At 69.2% G+C, this 20,367-nt stretch carries 21 protein-coding genes and 1 tRNA gene; 10 read left to right on the top strand and 12 right to left on the bottom strand.

Annotation, left to right across the window (positions count from 1 at the left end; genetic code table 11):
* Nucleotides 1-26 precede the first annotated feature (26 nt).
* The 6 genes from ACFY9N_RS15620 to dnaK form a co-directional block, all read right to left on the bottom strand.
* The gene (locus tag ACFY9N_RS15620) at nucleotides 27-995 is read right to left on the bottom strand and encodes a tripartite tricarboxylate transporter substrate binding protein (protein WP_391479739.1); all 969 of its coding nucleotides are present in this window, start codon (nucleotides 993-995) and stop codon (nucleotides 27-29) included.
* Nucleotides 996-1,206: 211 nt separating this feature from the next.
* Entirely contained in the window at nucleotides 1,207-1,869 is a 663-nt protein-coding gene (locus ACFY9N_RS15615; RefSeq protein ID WP_391479737.1) for a GntR family transcriptional regulator, read from the bottom strand.
* A gap of 162 nt (nucleotides 1,870-2,031) precedes the next feature.
* A complete protein-coding gene (locus tag ACFY9N_RS15610) occupies nucleotides 2,032-2,448 on the bottom strand; it encodes a heat shock protein transcriptional repressor HspR (protein ID WP_391479735.1) in 417 nt (138 codons plus the stop codon).
* Between the two features lie 39 nt (nucleotides 2,449-2,487).
* Nucleotides 2,488-3,474, bottom strand: coding sequence for a DnaJ C-terminal domain-containing protein (locus ACFY9N_RS15605; RefSeq protein WP_391479733.1), 987 nt, complete (start codon nucleotides 3,472-3,474; stop codon nucleotides 2,488-2,490).
* A gap of 11 nt (nucleotides 3,475-3,485) precedes the next feature.
* A complete protein-coding gene (locus tag ACFY9N_RS15600; RefSeq protein ID WP_391479731.1) occupies nucleotides 3,486-4,145 on the bottom strand; it encodes a nucleotide exchange factor GrpE in 660 nt (219 codons plus the stop codon).
* 2 nt (nucleotides 4,146-4,147) lie between these two features.
* On the bottom strand, nucleotides 4,148-6,010 hold the full coding sequence (gene dnaK / locus ACFY9N_RS15595; protein WP_391479729.1) for a molecular chaperone DnaK: 1,863 nt from the start codon (nucleotides 6,008-6,010) through the stop codon (nucleotides 4,148-4,150).
* Nucleotides 6,011-6,180: 170 nt separating this feature from the next.
* On the opposite strand from dnaK, the gene ACFY9N_RS15590 reads away from it, so the two are divergent.
* Together ACFY9N_RS15590 and ACFY9N_RS15585 are read left to right on the top strand one after the other, a co-directional pair.
* Nucleotides 6,181-7,152, top strand: a complete 972-nt coding sequence (locus ACFY9N_RS15590) for an NAD(P)/FAD-dependent oxidoreductase (protein ID WP_391479728.1) — start codon at nucleotides 6,181-6,183, stop codon at nucleotides 7,150-7,152.
* A 59-nt stretch (nucleotides 7,153-7,211) separates the two neighbouring features.
* On the top strand, nucleotides 7,212-7,883 hold the full coding sequence (locus ACFY9N_RS15585; protein WP_391479727.1) for a hypothetical protein: 672 nt from the start codon (nucleotides 7,212-7,214) through the stop codon (nucleotides 7,881-7,883).
* Between the two features lie 21 nt (nucleotides 7,884-7,904).
* Here ACFY9N_RS15585 and ACFY9N_RS15580 read toward each other — a convergent pair whose 3' ends face one another.
* The gene (locus ACFY9N_RS15580) at nucleotides 7,905-8,366 is read right to left on the bottom strand and encodes a DUF3817 domain-containing protein (RefSeq protein WP_391479725.1); all 462 of its coding nucleotides are present in this window, start codon (nucleotides 8,364-8,366) and stop codon (nucleotides 7,905-7,907) included.
* A gap of 85 nt (nucleotides 8,367-8,451) precedes the next feature.
* Here ACFY9N_RS15580 and ACFY9N_RS15575 point away from each other — a divergent pair, with 85 nt between their 5' ends.
* The gene (locus ACFY9N_RS15575) at nucleotides 8,452-9,366 is read left to right on the top strand and encodes a helix-turn-helix domain-containing protein (protein ID WP_391479724.1); all 915 of its coding nucleotides are present in this window, start codon (nucleotides 8,452-8,454) and stop codon (nucleotides 9,364-9,366) included.
* Between the two features lie 96 nt (nucleotides 9,367-9,462).
* On the opposite strand, the gene ACFY9N_RS15570 is transcribed toward ACFY9N_RS15575, so the two are convergent.
* On the bottom strand, nucleotides 9,463-10,653 hold the full coding sequence (locus ACFY9N_RS15570) for an MFS transporter (protein ID WP_391479723.1): 1,191 nt from the start codon (nucleotides 10,651-10,653) through the stop codon (nucleotides 9,463-9,465).
* 115 nt (nucleotides 10,654-10,768) lie between these two features.
* Between ACFY9N_RS15570 and ACFY9N_RS15565 the strand changes: the two genes are divergently transcribed.
* The gene (locus ACFY9N_RS15565; RefSeq protein ID WP_391479721.1) at nucleotides 10,769-12,175 is read left to right on the top strand and encodes an MFS transporter; all 1,407 of its coding nucleotides are present in this window, start codon (nucleotides 10,769-10,771) and stop codon (nucleotides 12,173-12,175) included.
* A gap of 88 nt (nucleotides 12,176-12,263) precedes the next feature.
* Here ACFY9N_RS15565 and ACFY9N_RS15560 read toward each other — a convergent pair whose 3' ends face one another.
* Nucleotides 12,264-12,824, bottom strand: a complete 561-nt coding sequence (locus tag ACFY9N_RS15560; protein WP_391479719.1) for a MarR family winged helix-turn-helix transcriptional regulator — start codon at nucleotides 12,822-12,824, stop codon at nucleotides 12,264-12,266.
* A 107-nt stretch (nucleotides 12,825-12,931) separates the two neighbouring features.
* On the opposite strand from ACFY9N_RS15560, the gene ACFY9N_RS15555 reads away from it, so the two are divergent.
* Nucleotides 12,932-13,714 carry a hypothetical protein gene (locus ACFY9N_RS15555; RefSeq protein WP_391479718.1) on the top strand — a complete coding sequence of 261 codons (783 nt, stop codon included), beginning with the start codon at nucleotides 12,932-12,934 and terminating at the stop codon, nucleotides 13,712-13,714.
* Nucleotides 13,715-13,977: 263 nt separating this feature from the next.
* On the opposite strand, the gene ACFY9N_RS15550 is transcribed toward ACFY9N_RS15555, so the two are convergent.
* Nucleotides 13,978-14,970: a hypothetical protein gene (locus ACFY9N_RS15550; RefSeq protein ID WP_391479716.1), complete on the bottom strand. Its 993-nt coding sequence runs from the start codon at nucleotides 14,968-14,970 to the stop codon at nucleotides 13,978-13,980.
* Nucleotide 14,971: 1 nt separating this feature from the next.
* On the bottom strand, nucleotides 14,972-15,577 hold the full coding sequence (gene dcd / locus ACFY9N_RS15545; RefSeq protein WP_391479715.1) for a dCTP deaminase: 606 nt from the start codon (nucleotides 15,575-15,577) through the stop codon (nucleotides 14,972-14,974).
* A gap of 150 nt (nucleotides 15,578-15,727) precedes the next feature.
* On the opposite strand from dcd, the gene ACFY9N_RS15540 reads away from it, so the two are divergent.
* From ACFY9N_RS15540 to ACFY9N_RS15520, 5 genes are all read left to right on the top strand, one after another.
* A complete protein-coding gene (locus tag ACFY9N_RS15540) occupies nucleotides 15,728-16,099 on the top strand; it encodes a hypothetical protein (protein WP_391479714.1) in 372 nt (123 codons plus the stop codon).
* A gap of 124 nt (nucleotides 16,100-16,223) precedes the next feature.
* Nucleotides 16,224-16,297 (top strand) — tRNA-Gly (locus ACFY9N_RS15535).
* Between the two features lie 70 nt (nucleotides 16,298-16,367).
* A complete protein-coding gene (locus ACFY9N_RS15530) occupies nucleotides 16,368-16,664 on the top strand; it encodes a hypothetical protein (protein ID WP_391479713.1) in 297 nt (98 codons plus the stop codon).
* Nucleotides 16,665-16,808: 144 nt separating this feature from the next.
* Nucleotides 16,809-18,659, top strand: coding sequence for an AMP-dependent synthetase/ligase (locus ACFY9N_RS15525; protein WP_391479711.1), 1,851 nt, complete (start codon nucleotides 16,809-16,811; stop codon nucleotides 18,657-18,659).
* Nucleotides 18,660-18,676: 17 nt separating this feature from the next.
* Complete coding sequence (locus tag ACFY9N_RS15520; protein ID WP_391479710.1) at nucleotides 18,677-19,579, top strand: DUF1295 domain-containing protein; 903 nt, start codon at nucleotides 18,677-18,679, stop codon at nucleotides 19,577-19,579.
* 39 nt (nucleotides 19,580-19,618) lie between these two features.
* On the opposite strand, the gene ACFY9N_RS15515 is transcribed toward ACFY9N_RS15520, so the two are convergent.
* The gene (locus ACFY9N_RS15515; protein ID WP_391479708.1) at nucleotides 19,619-20,236 is read right to left on the bottom strand and encodes a DUF1684 domain-containing protein; all 618 of its coding nucleotides are present in this window, start codon (nucleotides 20,234-20,236) and stop codon (nucleotides 19,619-19,621) included.
* Between the last annotated feature and the right edge of the window lie 131 nt (nucleotides 20,237-20,367).

Raw genomic sequence — 20,367 nt, 5'->3', positions numbered from 1 at the left:
CGGACGCCGGCCCCGCAGGAGTGCTCTCAGCCCAGGAGGTCCTGGAACAGCGTGAACTGGTCGTCGACGAACGTCGTCCACTCGGCCGAGTCGCGGTACACGACGAGGTTGCCGGCATCCGCCTGGAACTTCTGGTAGCTGTCGGACTCGACGGCCTCCTTGACCGCGGCCTCGAGCGTCGACTTCACGTCGTCGGGCAGACCCTTCGGCGCGTAGATGCCGCCCCAGCCACCGAACACGACGTCGTCGCCGATGGCCTCTTCGACCGTCTCGACGTCTTCGGCGTCGGGGTGACGCTCGTCGTTCATGACGGCGAGGATGCGCACGGACTCGCCCTGCGCGAGCGCCTCGCCGAGACCCGAGACAGCCGCGACGGTCTCGCCGGATGCCGCGGCGGCGACGGCGGTCGCGCCGCCGTCGTAGGGAACCGGGGTGAAGTCGGCGTCGGTCGCCGTGCCGAGGCCGATCGTCGCGGCCTCCCAGATCGAGCCGGCGCCGGAGTTGGCGACGGTGACCGGACCGGACTTCGCCTGGGCGACGAGGTCTTCGAGGGTCTCGATGCCGCTGTTCGCGCCGACCGTGATGACGCCGGGGGCGAGCATGATCTGGCCGAGCAGGTCGAAGTCCTCGGGGAGCACGTTCGCGCCCTGCGTGGTGTTGAGCATCGCGATCTCGACCGGGGCGAAGCCGATCACGTAGCCGTCGGCGTCCTGCGAACCGACGTACTCCATCGCGAGAGCGCCGGCGGCACCGGGCATGTTCTCGGGGATGACGCTGACGCCGAGGATCTTCTCGAGCTCGGTCGCGAGGGCGCGCGACGACAGGTCGGATCCGCCGCCCGGGTTGGCCTGGATGATCAGGCGGATGTCGTTCTCGGGGAATGCCGACGCGGCATCTTCGCCCTCTTCGACCTTGGTGCAGGCCGAGACGACGAGAGCGGTGGCTGCGAGGGCGGCGAGTGCGGCGGCCGCCCGGGTGATGCGCTTGCGGGGCATCTTTGCTCCTCTACGTGGGTCGACCGTGTTGTCGACATCGCGAGGCTAACAGTGTTGACTGTTAACAGTCAACACTGCGCGCCGGCATCCGCCTTCCTCGCCGGCCTGTACCCGCCCCGACCCGGCAGGCTTTCGAATCGCTCACCTTGTCGTTTCGACGGCCGGAAAGCGCAAAGTGAGCGATTCGAAAGCCGGGGGTGAGGAGGTGAGGTCAGTCGCGGGTCTGGATCTCGGCGAGCATGCGGTCGCGGGCGCCGTCGAGGTGGGCGGCCAGGACAGCGGATGCCTCGTCCGGCGTTCCGGTGCGCATGACGTCCATGAGCGTGAAGTGATCGCCCGAGGACTCATGCAGATCTTCGTCGTGGTTGATCGTGACCTCGAGCAGTGCGGCGAAGGTCGGGAGGTACTGGCTCCACGCCCCCTCGAGCCGCGGGTGGTCGGCGAGCGCGTAGATCTGGGAGTGGAAGTCGAGGTCGGCGGTCACGAAAGCCGCGTGATCACCGGCGTCCGCGGCAGCGCCCATGCGCCCGACGGCCGCCGCCATGGGCGCCCAGCGGGAGGCGTCGTCGACCCGCATCGCCCGCGAGAGGGCGAGCTGTTCGAGCGCGCCGCGCAGACTGTAGAGCTGGTCGACGTCGTCTTTCGTGAGACCCACGATGTACACGCCGCGCGGGCGCTGCACCTCGACGAGGTTCTCGAAGCTGAGCTGGGTGAGGGCGTCGCGGATCGGACCGCGGCTCACGTCGAACTCCTCGGCGAGCGCCTCTTCGGTGATGCGGGTGCCGGGCGCGAGATCCCCGCGCACGATTCTCTGCCGCAGTACCCGGGCGACCTGGGCCCCGAGCGACTCCGCCCGCTTGACGATCTGTGTCACTCCGACCTCCTGTTAACAGTTGACAGGATACACAGGTGCATGCGGCAGGTGCCCTGCGACGCTTCGACAGGCTCAGCGACCCAGCGCGGTGAGTCAGCGAGCCGAAGCAGTTCCGAGGAACTGGGTCCCTGAGCCTGTCGATGGGTCCCGCCCCGAGGAACCTCAGCTGCGGTTGTCGCGCGGGTTCCAGAGAACCACTTCGGTGGATCGGCGGATGCGGCGGCCCGAGGGCATCGGCACGACGCCGGCGGAACCGGCGGCGAACACGCGCACGCCGGGGCGGTTCTCGCGCTCGGAGCGCAGAGACGCCTCGAGCTCGGCGACGCGGCGGCGCAGCATCCGATTCTCGTCCTCGAGGTCGAGGAGGCGGGCGATCGCCGGCAGGCTCACGCCCTCCGACGACAGCTGCGCCACCTCGCGGAGCTGCTCAATGTTGCGGTGCGAATAGCGGCGCGAGCCGCCACGCGTGCGGCCGGGGGTGACCAGGCCGATGCGGTCGTACTGGCGCAGGGTCTGCGGGTGCATGCCCGCGAGCTCGGCCGCGACCGCGATCGCGAAGACGGGGGTGTCAGCATCCATCCGACACCTCCGTCTTCGCGTGCGCAGAGCGGATGCTCATCATCGCCGTGCCTTCGCCATGAGTTCGGCGCGGGGGTTCTCGGTGGGCTCCAGCGCCTGGAACTTCTCGAGCGCCTCGCGCGCCGCATCGTCGAGGTGCGTCGGCACGGCCACCTGGAGCTCGGCGAGTAGATCGCCGGTGCCCTTACTGGTCGTGACGCCACGGCCCTTGACCCGCAGTACCCGCCCGGAGGGAGTGCCGGGGGCGACGCGCAGCTTGACGATGTCGCCGCCCAGCGTGGGGACCTCGATGGTCGCGCCCAGCGTGGCCTCGGTGAAGGTCACTGGAACCACGAGACGCAGGTTGAGGCCGTCGCGGGTGAAGACGGGGTGCGGGCGCACCGTGATCTGCACCACGATGTCGCCGCTCTCCCCGCCGTCCGGCGAAGGCCGGCCGCGACCGCGCAGACGGATCTTCTGCCCGTCGGCGACCCCGGCCGGGATCTTCACCTTGAACGGCTTACCGTCGTCGCCCTGCAGCGAGATCGTCTCCCCCTGCACGGCGGTGGCGAAATCGAGGGTCGTGCGGGCCGTGACATCGGCGCCGCGCTGCGGACCACCGAAGCCGCGGAACCCGCCGCTCGTCTGCCCGAATCGCCCGTTGCCGAAGCCTCCGCCGCTCTGACCCTGGTTGAACATCGCGAAGATGTCCTCGAAGTCGGCGGACTGTCCGCGATTCCCCTGACCGAAGCGGCTGAAGACGTCTTCGAACCCGCCGGCGCCCGAGCCACCCGCTGTGAAGCGGGCGCCCGAGCCCATGGCGCGGATCTCGTCGTACTCCTTGCGCTGCTCGGCATCGGAGAGCACCGAGTACGCCTCGCTGATCTCCTTGAAGGTCGCCTCGGCCTTGGCGTCACCCTGGTTGGAGTCCGGGTGGTACTTCCGGGCCAGCTTGCGGTAGGCCTTCTTGAGGTCGGCCTCGCTGACGTCCTTCGAGACCCCGAGGGTCTTGTAGAAGTCCTTGTCGAACCAATCCTGGCTAGCCATCGATCACCTGCCTACTCGGCCGGAGCGGCGACGACGACCTTCGCGGGACGCAGTTCGACGTCTCCGAGGCGGTAGCCCACCTCGACGACCTCGAGGATCGTGGTCGCCGTCGCGCCGGGCGTCGGCTGCTGGAAGATGGCCTCGTGCCGCTGCGGGTCGAATTCCTCGCCCGCCGCGCCGTATGAGACGACGCCGAGGCGCTCCACCACCGCACGCACCTTCTCGGCGATCACGGCGAAGGGGGTGCCCTCGACGAGGTCGCCGTGCTGGCTGGCACGATCGAGGTCGTCGAGCACCGGGATCAGGCCCTTGACGGCCTCGCCCTTCGCGCGCTCGATCTCGACCTGGCGCTGCTCCTCGGTACGGCGACGGTAGTTCGCGTACTCGGCCTGCAGGCGCTTGAGGTCGTTGAGCAGCGTCGACTCGAGGTCGGCGAGCACGGCATCCTCCGCCGCAGCCTCGCCGGTCTGCGTCGCGCCGAGGATGTCGTCGACCGTCAGCCCTTCGACAGGCTCAGGAACCGAATCCATCGCGTCGACCGGCGTCTCGTCCGATCCTTCGGCCGCTGCGGCCTCGGTGGAGTCCGGGTTCTGCGGCTGGGGGCCGGCCGCATTCGCGGCCGACCCCTCTTCCGGAACCCCGGCGTTGTCGTCGAAGTTCTTGTCCACCATGATTACTTCTTCTCGTCCTCGTCGTCGACGACCTCGGCGTCGATGACATCCTCGTCGGAGGATGCTTCGCCCTGAGGAGCGTCGCCCTCGGGAGCGGCACCGGCCGCGGCATCCGCCTGCGACTGCGCGTAGATCGCCTCGCCCAGCTTCGTCTGCGACTCGTTGAGCTTGTCGAACGCGGTCTTCACGGCGTCGTCGTCCTCGCCGGCCAGAGCCGTCTTGAGGGCGTCGACGTCGGCCTGGACCGACTCCTTGACGTCGGCGGGGAGCTTGTCCTCGTTGTCCTTGATCAGCTTGTCGATCGAGTACGCGAGGGTCTCGGCCTGGTTGCGGACCTCGGCGGCCTCACGGCGCTTCTTGTCCTCGGCGGCGTTCTCCTCGGCCTCGCGCACCATGCGCTCGATGTCGTCCTTCGACAGCGACGAGCCGCCGGTGATCGTCATCGACTGCTCCTTGCCGGTGCCCTTGTCCTTGGCGGACACGTGCACGATGCCGTTGGCGTCGATGTCGAAGGTCACCTCGACCTGCGGGATGCCGCGGGGGGCTGGAGCTATTCCGGTGAGCTCGAACGTTCCGAGCGGCTTGTTGTCGCGGGTGAACTCGCGCTCGCCCTGGAAGACCTGGATCGCGACGGACGGCTGGTTGTCGTCTGCCGTGGTGAAGGTCTCGCTGCGCTTCGTCGGGATCGCGGTGTTGCGGTCGATGAGCTTCGTCATCATTCCGCCCTTGGTCTCGATGCCGAGGCTCAGCGGGGTGACGTCGATGAGGAGGACGTCCTTGCGCTCTCCCTTCAGGACACCGGCCTGCAGGGCGGCGCCGACGGCGACGACCTCATCCGGGTTCACGCCCTTGTTGGCTTCCTTGCCGGTCTCGCGCTTGACGAGCTCGGCGACGGCGGGCATACGCGTCGAACCACCGACGAGCACGATGTGGTCGATGTCGGCGACCTTGATGCCGGCTTCGCGGATGACGTCCTCGAAGGGCTTCTTGGTGCGGTCGAGCAGGTCCTTCGTGAGGTCCTCGAACTTCGCACGGGTGATCGTCTCGCTGAGCGAGACGGGGCCCGAGTCGGTGAGCGAGAGGTACGGGAGGTTGATCGAGGTGCTCGTCGAGGACGACAGCTCCTTCTTCGCCTGCTCCGCGGCCTCCTTGAGACGCTGCAGGGCGATCTTGTCGCCCGAGACGTCGACGCCGGTCGTGGACTTGAACTGCGAGATCAGGTAGTCGACGAGGCGCTGGTCCCAGTCGTCTCCACCGAGGCGGTTGTCACCGGCGGTGGCGCGCACCTGGATGGTCGAGAAGTCGTCGTCCTTGCCCACCTCGAGGAGGGAGACGTCGAACGTTCCGCCACCGAGGTCGAAGACCAGGATGAGCTCGTCTTCCTTGCCCTTGTCGAGGCCGTAAGCGAGAGCCGCGGCGGTGGGCTCGTTGATGATGCGCAGGACGTTGAGGCCCGAGATCTCGCCGGCCTCCTTGGTGGCCTGACGCTCGGCGTCGTTGAAGTACGCGGGGACGGTGATGACCGCGTCGGTCACCGTGTCGCCCAGGTACGACTCGGCGTCGCGCTTGAGCTTCATGAGGATGCGCGCGGAGATCTCCTGCGGCGTCCACTTCTTGCCGTCGACGTCGAAGGTCCAGTCGGTTCCGATGTGACGCTTGACCGACGCGATGGTGCGGTCGACGTTCGTGACGGCCTGGCGCTTGGCGGTCTCGCCGACGAGCACCTCGCCGTCCTTGGTGAAGGCGACCACCGACGGGGTGGTGCGGAAGCCCTCGGCGTTGGCGATGACCTTCGGCTCGCCGCCCTCGAGGACGCTGACGACGGAGTTCGTCGTACCGAGGTCGATTCCCACAGCACGTGCCATGTTGTTCTCCTTTGTGTTGCTGACGATGGTTGGTCTGAAATCTGCGGCGATCAGGAAAACCTGAGTCGCGATGGCTCAACTGTACATCGACGGAAGATGACTGTCAAACAAACTTGATATGAAAAGGCTCAACTTTGATTTTGCGGCGGCTGTGCCCGACCATTCCCCGCATGGCAGGATTGAAGTTAGGTGACCCTTACTCTCGGGAGGATACTGTGGACCACACCGAGTACGACGTGATCATCATCGGCGGTGGACCCGCTGGGCTCTCAGCCGCCCTCAACCTCGGCCGCTCGCTCGCCCGCGTGCTCGTGGTCGACGCCGACCGGCCGCGTAACGCCGCCACGCTCGCCTCGCACGGTTTCCTCACGCGCGACGGCATCCCACCGCACGAACTGCGCCGAATCGCCCGCGAGGAGCTCGCGGCCTACCCGAACGTCGAGATCCGCTCCCGGGTGCGGGTGGCCTCGCTGCGACGGACGGATGCCGGGTTCACGGCCGAGATCGGACGACGCGAGCCCGCCGGCACGGCATCCGCCCCGGCCGTCCTGATCGCGACGGGGCTGCGCGAGACGCTGCCGGACGTGCCGAATCTGCGCGGCTTCTACGGCATGAGCCTCTTCAGCTGCGCCGCCTGCGACGCCTGGGAGTTGCAGGGGCGCACGCTCGCGCTCATCGGCGAGACCGACGACCTCGCCGATCGCGCTCGATTGATCTCCCGATGGACCGAGAGCCTCACGGTGTTCACGAACGGGTCAGCGGTCGTGACCGCGGTCGAGGAAGCACAGCTCGCGGCCGCCGGTGTGGTGGTGCAGCGGCATCCGATCGTCGAACTCGTCGGCGACCGCGGGCGGCTCGAGGCCGTACGGCTCGCCGACGGCACGTCCGTCGCGGTCGATGGTGGATTCGTCCGCCCGGAATGGGACGCGACGCTGCCGTTCCTCGACGGCATCGATCCGGCGCGCGACGCCGCCGGGCATCTGCTCACCGACCGCTCCGGACGCACCGACATCGCCGGGCTGTACGCGGCGGGCGATGCGGCGGCACCCGGACCGCAGCAACTGATCGTCGCCGCGGGGGCGGGAGCGCGAGTCGCCGCGGTGATGGTGCACGACCGCCTCGGCATCGCAACCGCGCACTGAAATCAGGTGGGCATTCCTCCCCCTGTGCACGACGGCGCACGGGTGATTAGGCTCCGCATATGCCTTGGATGCCTCTGCCCCGCCTCGCCGCCGCGGTCGTCGTGGCCGCCGCCCTCCTGCCCCTGAGCGGATGCCTCTACGCCCAGATCCCCGCCGACGTCCCGGCGTCCGACGACACGTCAACGCCCGCGCCGATGCCCGACGAGTCGCCGAGCACCTCCGCCGATGACGACCTCCCGACGACGATGTCGTTCGACGACGGCAGCTCCCTCCCTGCCACCGCCTACATCCAGTGGGGAGACGGGCTCCTCACCGACGACGGTTGGGAGATCGCATCACCCGACGACGGTCAGGGCAACTGGAGTTACGCCACGGTCGACGGCTACTGCACCGCCCACTTCTGGCAGGGCCTGATCGGTGACGACATCCTCGTCGCCGATGACGACAGCGCGACCTCGGATGCCATGATCGCCACGGTCCTCGGCGGAACGCCCGGTGACATCACGCCGAACGCGACGACCGGTGCGTTCAGCTACCAGATCAGCGGCAACGACACCGTCGAGAACCGTCAGGTCGTCGGCCAGGACACCGGCCGCAGCTGGATCATGGCGGCTCGAGCGTTCAGCGCGGTGGGCGTCGGGCTGTACGTCATCGTGGACTGCACGAGCGGCGATCCCGCCTTTGCGCTCGCGGAGATCGCCGATCGGAACGCGATCGTCATCACGCCCTGAGCGAGACCGTCTGGACGGTCGTCACTTGCCGCCGGGAGGACCCGCGAGCAGAAGGATCACGTAGAGGGCGACGATCGCGACGGCGAGCAGCAGCACCAGCACGACGGGACGGCGCAGGAACCAGCGCATCAGGCGGTCGTACCAGCGGCGGTCGCGCGGGTCATCGGTGGCGTCGAGACGCCACGCTCCCTCGAGTCGGCCCGAGCGGTGCAGCCAGATCTCCATGGGGATGGTCGCGTACGGCACCACGGCACTCGCGACGGCGAGAACGGCGACACCCGGGTGCCAGCGCTGGCTGATCGCCACGAGCAGTGCCGTCGCCCCGTAGGCGAGGAACACGAACCCGTGGATGCCGCCGCCGATCGTGACGACGACGCCGGGGGCGCCCAGCGCCCGGGCGATGATCCCCCCGATCAGGAGGGTCCAGGTGATCGCCTCCGCGATCGCGAGAACTCGGTACAGGCGGTCGGGCGTACGGAACACGGGACTCCTCGGGTGGGGGTGGTTCCACGGTATCGGTGGTTCCTATGACCGGAATAAGGGCGGCGACGACAGCGTTCCCGAAAGCATGACTGTGGATGCGGATGCTCTGGCGCGCGTGCTCGCGACCGTCGACCTCCGCGTGGGCTTCGCCCGCCGCGTCCCCATCTCCTCGGGCGACCTGCTGCCGATGATGCCGGGGGCGATGACGCTCGTCTACGTCGCCGAGGGCGCGGTGGCGGGGCATCCACCGCTTAAGGCCGGATGCCGTCTCGACGTCGACCGCTCCTCGCAGGAAGTCTCGGTCGACCTGGGCGCACCGCGGGATCTGCTCGTCGCCGGCGATGCGTTCCTCACCCGAGGCGGCTCTCCCTTCGCCCTCGAAGCCGACGGCGATACCACTCTCATCGTGCTCGACATCGAGCTCGCCGATGCGGCATCCCCGTTGCTCGTCCTGCTGCCCGATCTCGTGACCGTCACCGGTTTCGACGCCCTCGAACCCGCCGCCGCGACACTCGCGGCGAGCATGGGCCTCGTCGACCCGACGCAGTTCCCGCTGCGGCGCACCGACCCGGTCATCTGCAAGCTCATGGCCACCACCGTCTTCCTCTCGGTGATCCGCGCGTGGGCCGAGAACGGCTGCGCGCCCGCCGGGTGGCCATCCCTGTCGGCCGACCCTTTCCTCGACCGCGTGATCGACGCGATCCACGACGAACCCGGCCGCGACTGGACCGTGGAGCGCCTCGCGAGCGTCGGCGCCATGTCGCGATCGGTGTTCGCCGAGCGGTTCCGCAGTGCGATCGGCCGCTCCCCTGCCGAGTACGTCACCGAGGTGCGCGTCGATCAGGCCAAGCGGATGCTCGACGCCGGCGACTCGGTGTCGGACATCTCGCGCGCGCTGGGCTACGCCTCGGACGAGGGGTTCAGCCGCGCCTTCCGCCGGCGCACCGGCATGACACCGTCGTCGTGGCGCCTCGCGCACCGCACCCCCGTCTCCGCGTAGGTCGGCGCGCGCGGGGCGGGACGCTTCGACAGGCTCAGCGACCCGGTTACACGAACTGGGTCCCTGAGCCTGTCGAAGGGCCCACCCCGCGCGAGTTCAGCCGCGCACGCGGTTGGAGAAGCCGAAGAGCACGGCACCCACGACCAGGAGCGCCGCACCGATCACGTAGGCGACCTCGACCCCGGCACCGTCGACGAGGAACCCGCCGAGTCCCGCCGCCAGCATGATCGCCCCCTGGAATCCAACGACGACCAGGCTGCCTCCGGCCTCCAGGCGCGACGGCATCCGATGCCCGACCCAGGTGTTCACGACGATCAGCCACGAGGCGAAGAAGAAGCCCCACACGAACACGACGACGGCGATCCCGGTGACCGAGCCCGACAGCAGCAGCATCGACGCGACCGACACCGCGATCACCAGCGGCGCGAGCACGGCGAAGAACGCGAAGGTCTTGTCGATCACGAAGCCGATGACGAGGTTGCCGATGAGCCCTCCGGCGCCGAACAGGGCGAGCAGCACGACGATGGTCGTGGCATCCGCGTCGGGGATGCGCTCGAGCGCGAGCCGCACGTAGGTGTAGGCGAGGAAGTGCCCGAGCACGACGAACACGTGCCCGATGAGGCCGAGGCCGATGCCCGGCTGGCGGATCGTGTCGACCAGCAGACGGATGCTCGACGCCTGCGCCGCGGGCACCGAGGGCAGCAGAGCGCGCAGGGCGATCGCGAGCAGTCCGGTGGCGACGCCGGCGATCGCGAACACCGTGCGCCAGTCGACGATCTCGGCGAGCATGACGCCGAGGGGCACACCGGCGACCGTCGCGAGCGAGGTGCCGGCGGCGGTGAACATCACGGCGCGGCCGAGGCGCTCGGGCCCCGCGATACGCGCGGCCACGGTGATCGACATCGACCAGAAGGCGCTGATCGCCGCGCCCAGCAGGAACCGGGCGAGCAGCACGATGATGAGGTTCGGGGCGATCGCCACGATGAGGTTCGAGACGGCCGCGGCGAGCGCCATCCAGACCAGCAGCGACCGGCGGTCGAGACGCGGGAAGACCAGCCCGATGGTCGGCGCGACGATGAATCCGACGAGCGCGGTGACCGTGACGGTCTGGCCGGCCTGGCCCGGGGTCACGCCGAGGGCGGTGGCCATCTCGGTGAGCACGCCGTTCGGCAGGAACTCCGCCGTCACCAGCAGGAAGCTCATGAGCATGACGACGATCAGCCCGCCGTAGCGCATCCGTTCAGCGGGGGCGGATGCTGTGGTGGGCACGGGAGAGGTGATCGTCATGCTTCCAGCCTGGAGCAGGCGGATGCCGCGCGCCCGACGTCTCGTCCACGGCATCCGACCGATCGTCCGGAGTGGCGTCACCGCCCGTTCACCGCGGGCGGCCAGACTTCGAGACATGAGCGCACCCGAACCTCAGCCCGGCGTCCCCGAGCCGGTCGCCACGGCGAACAGCGGCGCCGTCGCCGTGATCGGCCTCGACCTGCGCGGCGAGACTCCCGCTCCCAAGAAGCAGGTCTTCTCGTGGGCACTGTGGGACTGGGCGACGCAGCCCTTCAACACCGTCATCCTGACCTTCGTCTTCACCGCGCTCTACCTCGTCGGCGAGGGATTCCTGCCCGCCGACATCGCAGCGCTCGACGAGAACGACCCGACGCGTCTCGCGGCCGAGGCCGACCTGACGTCGGGTCTCGGCCTCGGGTCGACGATCGCGGCGTTCGGCATCCTGCTGCTCGCGCCCGTGCTGGGCCAGCGCGCGGATGCCGCGGGGCGCCAGAAGCTGTGGCTCGGCCTCGGCACCGGCGCGCTGATCCTGTGCATGCTCGGACTGTGGTTCGTCGAGCCCGTGCCGAGCCTGTTCTGGCTGGGTGTCGCGCTGATCTCGGCGGCGACGGTGTTCCAGGAGATCGCGGCGGTCAACTCCAACGCGATGCTGATCGGCATCGCCAACGCGAAGAACGTCGGCCGCATCTCGGGCCTCGGCTGGGGCTTCGGATACCTCGGCGGCATCATCGCCCTCGCGATCGTCGTCGCGCTCAACGCCGTCGACTGGTTCGGGATGCCGACCGACAACGGCCTCGTCTACCGCCTGATCGCCGTCGGCTGCGCGGTGTGGGCGATCGTGTTCAGCATCCCGATCTTCCTCAACGTGCCGGAGCCCTCGCTCGGCCGCCCCGACCGCAAAGTCGGGTTCTTCCGCTCGTACGCGGTGCTGGTGAAGGACGTCGCCGGCCTCTACCGCGACCCCGAGACGCGTCCGACGTTCTGGTACCTGCTCTCGAGTGCGGTCTTCCGCGACGGCCTCGGCGGAGTGTTCGCGTTCGGGGCGATCATCGGCACCGCGGTCTTCCGTTTCGAGACCGACGACATCATCATCTTCGGCATCGCCGCGAACCTCATCGCCGGCGTCTCGACGATCCTCGCCGGGCGCCTCGACGACCGGGTCGGCCCCAAGCGCATCATCCTCGTGTCGATCGGGTCGATGGTCGTCGCCGGGCTCGCGGTCTTCCTGCTGCGCGACGGCGGGGCGATGGTGTTCTGGATCGGCGGGCTCATCCTCTGCGCGTTCGTCGGACCGGCGCAGGCGGCGGCCCGTTCGTTCCTCGCCCGGGTCACGCCGGCCGGGCGCGAGGGCGAGATCTTCGGTCTCTACGCGACGACCGGCCGGGCGGCGAGCTGGATGGCCTCGGGCGCCTGGACGCTCCTCATCGTGCTCACGGCGCAGACGGCGTTCGGCATCCTGGGCATCGTGATCGTGCTGATCATCGGCTTCCTGCTGCTGCTCCCGGTGAAGGCTCCGCGCTGAGTCGCCCTCTTCCCGGCTTTCGAGTAGCGCACTTCGTCGTCGGCAGGCGTCCGAGACGGCAAAGTGAGCGATTCGAAAGACGAAGGGGTCAGCGTTGCCAGTTGTCGGCGAGCTTCGTGAGGAGGCGCGCGAGCTCGGTGCGCTCCTCGTCGCTGAAGGCGGCGAGGGCGCCGCTGAGCATCTGACGCCGCTCACCCCGCAGGCCACGGGCGAAACTGCGCCCCTCGTCGGTGAGCGCGATGCGCGTGCGGCGTGCGTCGTCGGGGTCGGCCTCGCGGCGCAGGAATCCGTGGGCGACACCCTGCTGCACCAGCCGTGAGGCGCGCGGCTGGTCGACGCCGATGGCCGCGCCGAGTTCGCTCACGCTGAGCGGTGCGGATGCCGCGGCCAGAGCTTCGAGCATCCGCATGCGCGCGGGACCGCCGATCCGGCCCGACGGATCACCCATCCACGGCGGCATGCCCGGCTGCCCGTACCCGAAGGGTCCGCCGTGGTCGCCACCGTGGGGGCCGCCGTGCCAGCCGTGCGGGCCGCCGTGCCCGTGGCCGTGGGGGCCTCCGCGTTCGCCGCGATCTCCCGGTCGGCGTCCGCGCAGGCGGGACAGCGCCTGGGCGATCGCTTCGGCGGGGTCGGTCTCTTCGGTGCTCACCCCTCGATTTTACATGCGACTTGACATGCATTCACATCACATGTCACACTACATGTACATGCACAGTGACATACACGTGCACCCTGACATGCAAAAGGACGCATCCCATGAACACCTCTGAACAGAACCCCGAGAACACCACCCGCCCCTTCGGCTACTGGTTGAAGGCCGTCGACCGCCTGATGGCGGCCGAGTTCGCCTCCGCCTTCGAGCGCGAGGGCGACGAGGTCGGCCGCCGCGACTGGCGGCTCCTCAACGTCGTCGACGGCACGATGCCGGCCCGACGCCCCCTGAACGAGCACAAGCTGCACCGCTTCATCGAGCGCGGTTGGGTCGTCGCCGACGGCGACGGCTGGGCGCTCACCGACGAGGGACGCGCTGCGAAGGAGCGCCTCGGCGCGATCGTCGACGGTATCCGCGCGAAGGTCACCGAAGCCGTTTCCGAGGACGAGCTCACCACCACCCTCGCCTCACTCGAGAAGATCGCCCGCGCGTTCGGCTGGGACGAGGAGACCCCTCTGCCCCGCTCGCGCCGCCACGGCTTCGGCCCGCGCGGACGCTTCGCAAAGCACGCGGGACCGCGGCACGGCTTCGGTCACGGGCGCGGCTTCGGCCCCGATCACGCGTACGGACCCGGTCACGGTTTCGGCCCGGGGCACGACTTCGGCCCGGATGCCGACGGCGAGCGCGCCTTCGGCCCCGGTCACGGTCGCGCCTTCGGACCGGACTGCGGTCACCACGAGCACGGCCACGGTCGCAACCACGGCGAGCACGCTCACGGCGAGCGCCACGGACAGCGTGGCCACGGCTCGCACCGCGTCGCCCGCATGGCGCAGAACGCCTACGAGCGCGGCTTCGACGCCGGCTTCAGTCGCGGACGCGACGCCTGACCCGAGATACCCCATGAAGGAGGGGCGGATGCTTCGGCGTCCGCCCCTCCTTCATGTGTTTGCGTCTGTCCCGAACTCAGGACAGACCGCACCCGAAACCACCGCAATCACCGATCTGGCCCCGATCCCACGGCATCCGTCGTGAGTGAGTGCCACGCCTCGCGTTCACAACTCCGGAAGACCGCCCGCCGAACGCCTCACAATCCGGGTTCCGACGTCTTCGCGGCGCGTTTCTCCGGAGTTATGAACGCCGAGCGCCGCGATCAGATCGGCAGCGCGAGGTAGAACTGGTGCACGGCGTCGTCGTCGGGACCGACCACCTGTAGCACCCACGGATGCCCGTCCTCATCGGCCACGACCCAGATGATCGTCATACCCGCGGCGTCGACGTACGTGTTCTGCTGTCCCCTGCCGTCGGCGTAGACGGTGTCGCTCTCGGTCGGCTCTCCGCGGTCGAGGTTCTGCGCCTCGAAACCCGTCAGCGCCGTCGCGTCGTCGTCGAAGCTCCACACTGTGAATTCCAGAGTGCCGACCGACGACGAATACGCGCCGACCGTACGCTCGCGCACGCCCTGCTGTGCGATCTCCTCAGATATCCACGGTTCGGCGATGCGCCAGTCGACGTCACCGTCCTGCCCGACGACGCGCGCACCGACCGCCGTGGCGACCTGGCCGCAGAAGTCGCTGCAGGGCTGGCCCGCGACGACGCCGACCCCCGGCAGGTCGTCCGGATCGACCAGGTCGTCGGCGTCGGCCACCGGCGACGAGGTGGAGACCGTGCTCGATCCGTCGTCAGACGAGGCCGAATCGAAGCTCGGGAAGTTCAGCGTCGTGCTCGTCGCGAGATAGATCACGAGCGCGATCGCCCCGGCCAACAGCAGCACGAGGAAGCTGAAGATCGCGACGGTCCAGCCCCGATATCCGCCGGAGGCCGGCACCTCGGGCGCCACGAAAGCCGGGTCGGGTTCCGGCGCCAAGGGTCCGGGCTCGGGCACGGCGACCGGCGGGAGCGGGCGCCGACGCAGAGGGGCGGGTGCCGAATCCCCCGCTCCGGGGACCGAACCGGTCAGCGGCCCGTCGAACGAGGGCGGCGGCGGCACGACCACGTCGGCCCGGTTGTCGTCGAAGACGGGTGGCGGCGGCACGACCGCAGCCGCCGCGGCATCGTCGAAGACGGGAGGCGGCGGGACGACGGCATCCGCCACGTCCTCCTCGCGCTTCTCGGGCTCGGACGGGGTGGTGCTGTCGCTGGTCATGTCAGCCTCCGAGGGCTCCGACGTCGGTGACGCCGACGTCTGTGCGGTGGAAGTTCTGGAAGGAACGGGATGCTGTGGGCCCGCGCTGTCCCTGGTACCGGTTGCCGTAGGGGCCGGAGCCGTAGGGGTTCTCGGCGGGCGACGTCAGGCGGAAGAAGCAGAGCTGGCCGATCTTCATGCCCGGCCACAGCTTGATGGGGAGCGTCGCGACGTTGGCGAGTTCGAGCGTGACGTGTCCGGTGAAGCCCGGGTCGATGAATCCGGCGGTGGAGTGGGTGATGAGGCCGAGGCGTCCGAGCGAGGACTTGCCCTCGAGGCGAGCGGCGACGTCGTCGGCGAGCGAGACCTGCTCGAAAGTCGCGCCGAGCGCGAACTCTCCGGGGTGCAGGATGAACGGCTCGTCGGGGTCGACCTCGATCAGACGCGTGAGCTCGGGCTGATCGACCGAGGGATCGATGAAGGGGTACTTGTGGTTGTCGAACAGCCGGAAGTACCGATCGAGCCGCACGTCGACGCTCGACGGCTGCACCATCGCCGGGTCGTGCGGGGTGAGCCCGATCTTTCCGGAAGCGAGGTCTGCCCTGATGTCGCGATCACTGAGAAGCACGGGCACCAGCCTAGTTGCCGCTCGGTTCGCGTCCACGAAGTATGCCCGCATGCAACGACCGAATCCGGAAACTCGATCGTCTGGACTGATGACGCACTCCCCCGGGTGCGTCATCCATCAATGAATGATGACCGGAGAACAAACATGTCGATGAAGACGAAGAAGAACCGACTGGTAGCGCTGGCGTTGGCCGCCCTCGTGGTGGCGGGCGGAACGGTGGCGGTGCCGCAGGCGGCGAATGCGGCGGTGTCGTACAAGACCTGTGGATACGACGGCCTCAGCTGTTCGACCACGGTGACAGCGAAGCAGAGCACCGTGTCGTTCCGCGTGATGGGCTCGCATATGGCCACGAGCTCGCAGAAATTCACGATGAGCACGGCCAGCGGCAACGTGTTCTGCTCGGGAACGATCACCGTGAACGGGGCCGGGAAGACCTGCTCCCTGTTCGGCTACAAGGGCAAGGTGAAGATTACGGTGTCGAAGAGCTGGGCGACCGGAGCGCAGATCAAGGCATCCTTCTGATCGTCCGATCCATCGCAGGCTGACGCCCGATCGCGCCCCCGGCCTTTCGCCGGGGGCGCGCTTTGGCCTTGTCGGCCCGGCCGGGTAGGCTGGCGTCACCCCGTTCCGCGAGGATGCGGGGTGCGGGGCTGTAGTTCAATGGTAGAACTTCTGCTTCCCAAGCAGACAGCGCGGGTTCGATTCCCGTCAGCCCCTCCACATCTCACCCCATCCTCCGCGGGGATGCCAGCCGTCCGGCTCATTCGCCTGAATGTGTTTGACTGGGCGGATGGGAGCGTTCGGCTGGATTCTGACCATCGCCGGAGCGGCTATGTTCCTCACGGCACTGCAGCTGACGCTGCGCGCGAATGCCAACACTCCCGTCCCCTTCTACGGCCCTCCCGCCATCGCTCCCCGCGGAACGCTCGCACTCCGCACGCTCGGAGCCGCCCTCTTCGTGCTCGGCGCAGTGATGCTGACGTCGACGATCGGGGCCTGGAGCTTCGCACTGATGATCGTCGCGCCCGCAGCATCCCTCATCGCGATCCTCGCGCACAACCGAGGCGTCGCGAACCGCGGGCGATAGACTGCGACCCGGCCCGCCGAGAAACGACACCTCCATCGACGCACACGGACGCTCCGGGGATCTCCCTCCCATCCGAATCCCCACCCGCTCCGAACAGGTGCAGACGGGTGATTCAGCGCGCCCGCACGACGAGAGGACCTCCCCATGATCGAGTCGTCGACACCCGCCCTCGCCAGCCTCGAGGACTACCGCAACGTGACCGACCTGTTGACCCGACGCGAAGAATCGTCGCCCGACCACGTCGCCTTCGAGGTCGAGCGGGCCGGCGCCTGGCACCCCGTCACGACCCGTGCGTTCGCAGCGGAGGCGCGGGCCCTCGCGAAGGGATTCATCGCCCGCGGCATCCGCGCCGGTGATCCGATCGCGATCATGGCGCCGACGCGTTACGAGTGGGCGGTCGCCGACCTCGCAGCCTGGTTCGCCGGTGCCGTCGTGGTGCCGATCTACGACACGTCGTCGCCGTCGCAGGTGAACGCGATCGTCGCCGACGCCGGCGTACGCCTGGCGATCGCCGGCGGCACGGCGCACGCCGAGCTCCTGCAGGCGGCACTGGCGCAGTCCGCCGAGCCCGCGCTCGGCACGTGGACGATGGATGCCGCGACCCCGCACGCCGACGTGCCCGGAGCCGCGGCATCCGGAACCCTCACCGACCTGGTCGTCCTCGGGGCCGACGTCACCGACGACGAGCTCGAGGCCCGCCGAGCATCCGCCACACAGGACGACCCTGCGACGATCGTCTACACCTCCGGAACGACCGGCACCCCGAAGGGCGTCGTGCTCACGCACCGCAACTTCCTCGGTCAGGTGCTCAACATCGCAGCCGCGTACCGCGAGATCGTGAACGAGAACGGCAACACCGTGATCTTCCTGCCGCTCGCCCATGTGCTGGCGCGAGGACTCCAGCTGATCTGCCTGGCGAGCGGCATGCGCATCGCACACCTGTCCGACCCCTCGACGGTCGTCTCGACCCTCGACACCCTGCGCCCGACGTTCCTCGTCGTCGTGCCGCGGGTGCTCGAGAAGATCCAGGCGGCTGCGGCGGCGAAGGCATCCGACAAGGGTCTCGCGCGCGTGTGGGCCGCGGCGGTATCGACCGCCACCGCCTGGGGTCGCCGGGCGGAGCGGAGCGAGAACGGACGCACCCGCGCGACAGCACTCGGGCTCACCTTGCGCCATCGCTTCTTCGACGCGCTCTTCTACCGCCGCCTGCGCAGTGTGATGGGCGGCCGCGTCGGGTACATCCTCTCCGGCGGCGCGGCGCTCGACCCCGAGCTGTCGCTGTTCTTCCGCGGCCTCGGCGTGCCCGTCATCGAGGGCTACGGGCTCACCGAGACGACGGCGCCCCTCACCGGCAACCTGCCTGGCCTCATCTCGTCGGGCACCGTCGGCCCGCCCCTCCCCGGTCTCATCGTGCGCATCAGCGACGACGGCGAAGTGCTCGCCCGCGGAGTCGGCGTGTTCGACGGGTACCGCGACCCGGCGCACAACGCGGATGCCTTCGTCGACGGCTTCTTCCGCACCGGCGACCTCGGGCGGCTCGACGACCAGGGCCGGTTGATCCTCGAGGGCCGGTTGAAGGACGTGATCGTCACCTCGAACGGCAAGACGATCGTGCCGACCCGCTGGGAGAGCTCGGTCGAATCCGACCCGCTCGTCTCGCACGCCGTGATGGTCGGCGAGGGGAAGCCCTACCTGTCGGCGCTGCTGATCCTCGATCCTGAGCAGACGCGGGCCTGGGCATCCGCCGAAAGCATCGTCCTCCCTGACGGCCCCCACACCGACATCCGCGCCGTCGCCGAACCCGCCCTGCACTCCCGTCTGCAGCACGCCGTCGACGCCGCCAACGCGCTCGTCGCGCACAGCGAGCAGGTGCGCCGGTTCAGCGTCGTGCTCGCCGACCTCGACGACCGCGAGCTCGTCACCCCCACCATGAAGCTCAAGCGGAACGTCGTGCTCGACCGCGCGGCCGGCACCGTCAACGACCTCTACCTCTGAGAAACGGAAAGCACCCCATGTCGTCGCCGACGCCCACGAACACCCGCTCCTCCCGCACCTCGCTCATCGCGATCGTCGCTGCGCTCGTCATCGGAGCGCTCGTCGCTTTCGCCGGCAGCCAGAACGGCGCATCGCTCGGCGGCATCCCGCTGTTCGCGCTCGCGGTCGCGGCGGCGTTCGCCATCCAGATCCTCGCCTTCATCCCCGCGTTCCTCCTGCGCACCGAGCGGTTCTTCGACCTCACCGGCAGCGCCACGTTCTTCATCATCTCGGCCGCGCTCGTGCTGCTGACGCCGATGCCCGATGCGCGCAGCTGGATCCTCGCGGCGATGGTGATGCTGTGGGCCGCGCGCCTGGGCTCGTTCCTCGCCGTGCGCGTGCACAAGGCCGGATCGGACGGCCGGTTCGACGAGATCAAGGGCTCGCCGCTGCGTTTCCTGCAGGTCTGGGTGATCCAGGGCGCATGGGTGTCGCTGACCGCAGCGGCCGCGTGGATCGCGATCAGCACGGATGCCGCGGCCCGTCCGACGCTCGGATGGCTGAGCATCGTCGGGATCGTCGTGTGGGCGCTCGGCATGGTGATCGAGGTCGTCGCCGATGCGCAGAAGTCGGCGTTCCGGAAGGACCCGCGCAATCGCGACGAGTTCATCCGCACCGGGCTGTGGTCGCGCTCGCGCCACCCCAACTACTTCGGCGAGATCGTGATCTGGGTCGGCGTCTTCGTCACCGCCGCGCCCGTGCTCACCGGGTGGCAGTGGGTCGCCGTGCTCTCGCCGCTGTTCGTGATCCTGCTGCTCACGCGGGTGAGCGGCATCCCACTGTTGGAGGCGCGTGCCCAGAAGAAGTGGGGCGACCGCGCCGACTACGTCGCCTACCGCGACCGCACGCCGGCGCTGGTGCCGCGGCTCGGGAGGAAGTGAGTCGCGGCCGATCGGCGGGGGCGGGACGCTTCGACAGGCTCAGCCCGCGTACATCTCCCCCACCGGCACCGCGACGGGGAGGACGTTGCCGGGCTGGGCGAGCGGGCACGCCCACGCCGGGTCGTAGGCGCATGACGGGTTGTAGGCGAAGTTGAAGTCGAGAACGATCGTGCCGCCCGCGGCATCCGACCCCAGATCCGCGCCCTTGATCGTGTCGACGAGGTAGCGTCCGCCGCCGTAGGTGCCGCCGGGCTTTCCGGCGAGCCCGTCGCGCACCGGGATGAACAGTCCGCCGCCGTACGTGGTCAGCCGCCAGACGTCGAGCGAGCCGACATCCGGCACCTCGACCCGGCCGATGCGTTCGAACGGCACGATGCCGTCGGTGCCGGTCGCGAAATCGAACCCGCCCGGCTCGGCCTCGAGGATCGGCAGTTCGAACCGCCACTGAGGGTCGTATGAGGCGATCGGCAGCCCCTCGAACATCACGCGGTCCTCGGGCAGCAGCGCCGTGGCGGGGTGATGCAGCATGAGGTCGTCGCGCTCGATACGCCAGAGTTCGTGGGCGTCTTCCGGCGAATCGGCGTCGCGGACGGCGGCGTAGAGAGAGAAGACGCGGCGGCGCCAGTCGGCGACCTCGAGGGCTGTGCGAGCGAGCATGCGTCCAGGCTACGGGGCGGCTCCGACATCGATGCCGATGATGCGACCGGCCGCGCACGGTCCTTCGTCTCGCCCTGCCCGCTCAGGAGCCGGCGCGCGCGGCAGCGCAACCACATCCGCGGGTACGCTCG

Origin of the sequence: Microbacterium sp. NPDC008134, from assembly GCF_042957055.1 — a bacterium.
Lineage (GTDB): Bacteria > Actinomycetota > Actinomycetes > Actinomycetales > Microbacteriaceae > Microbacterium.
Note: the sequence above shows the minus strand (reverse complement) of the source record. Positions and strands in the feature narration are given on the sequence as shown.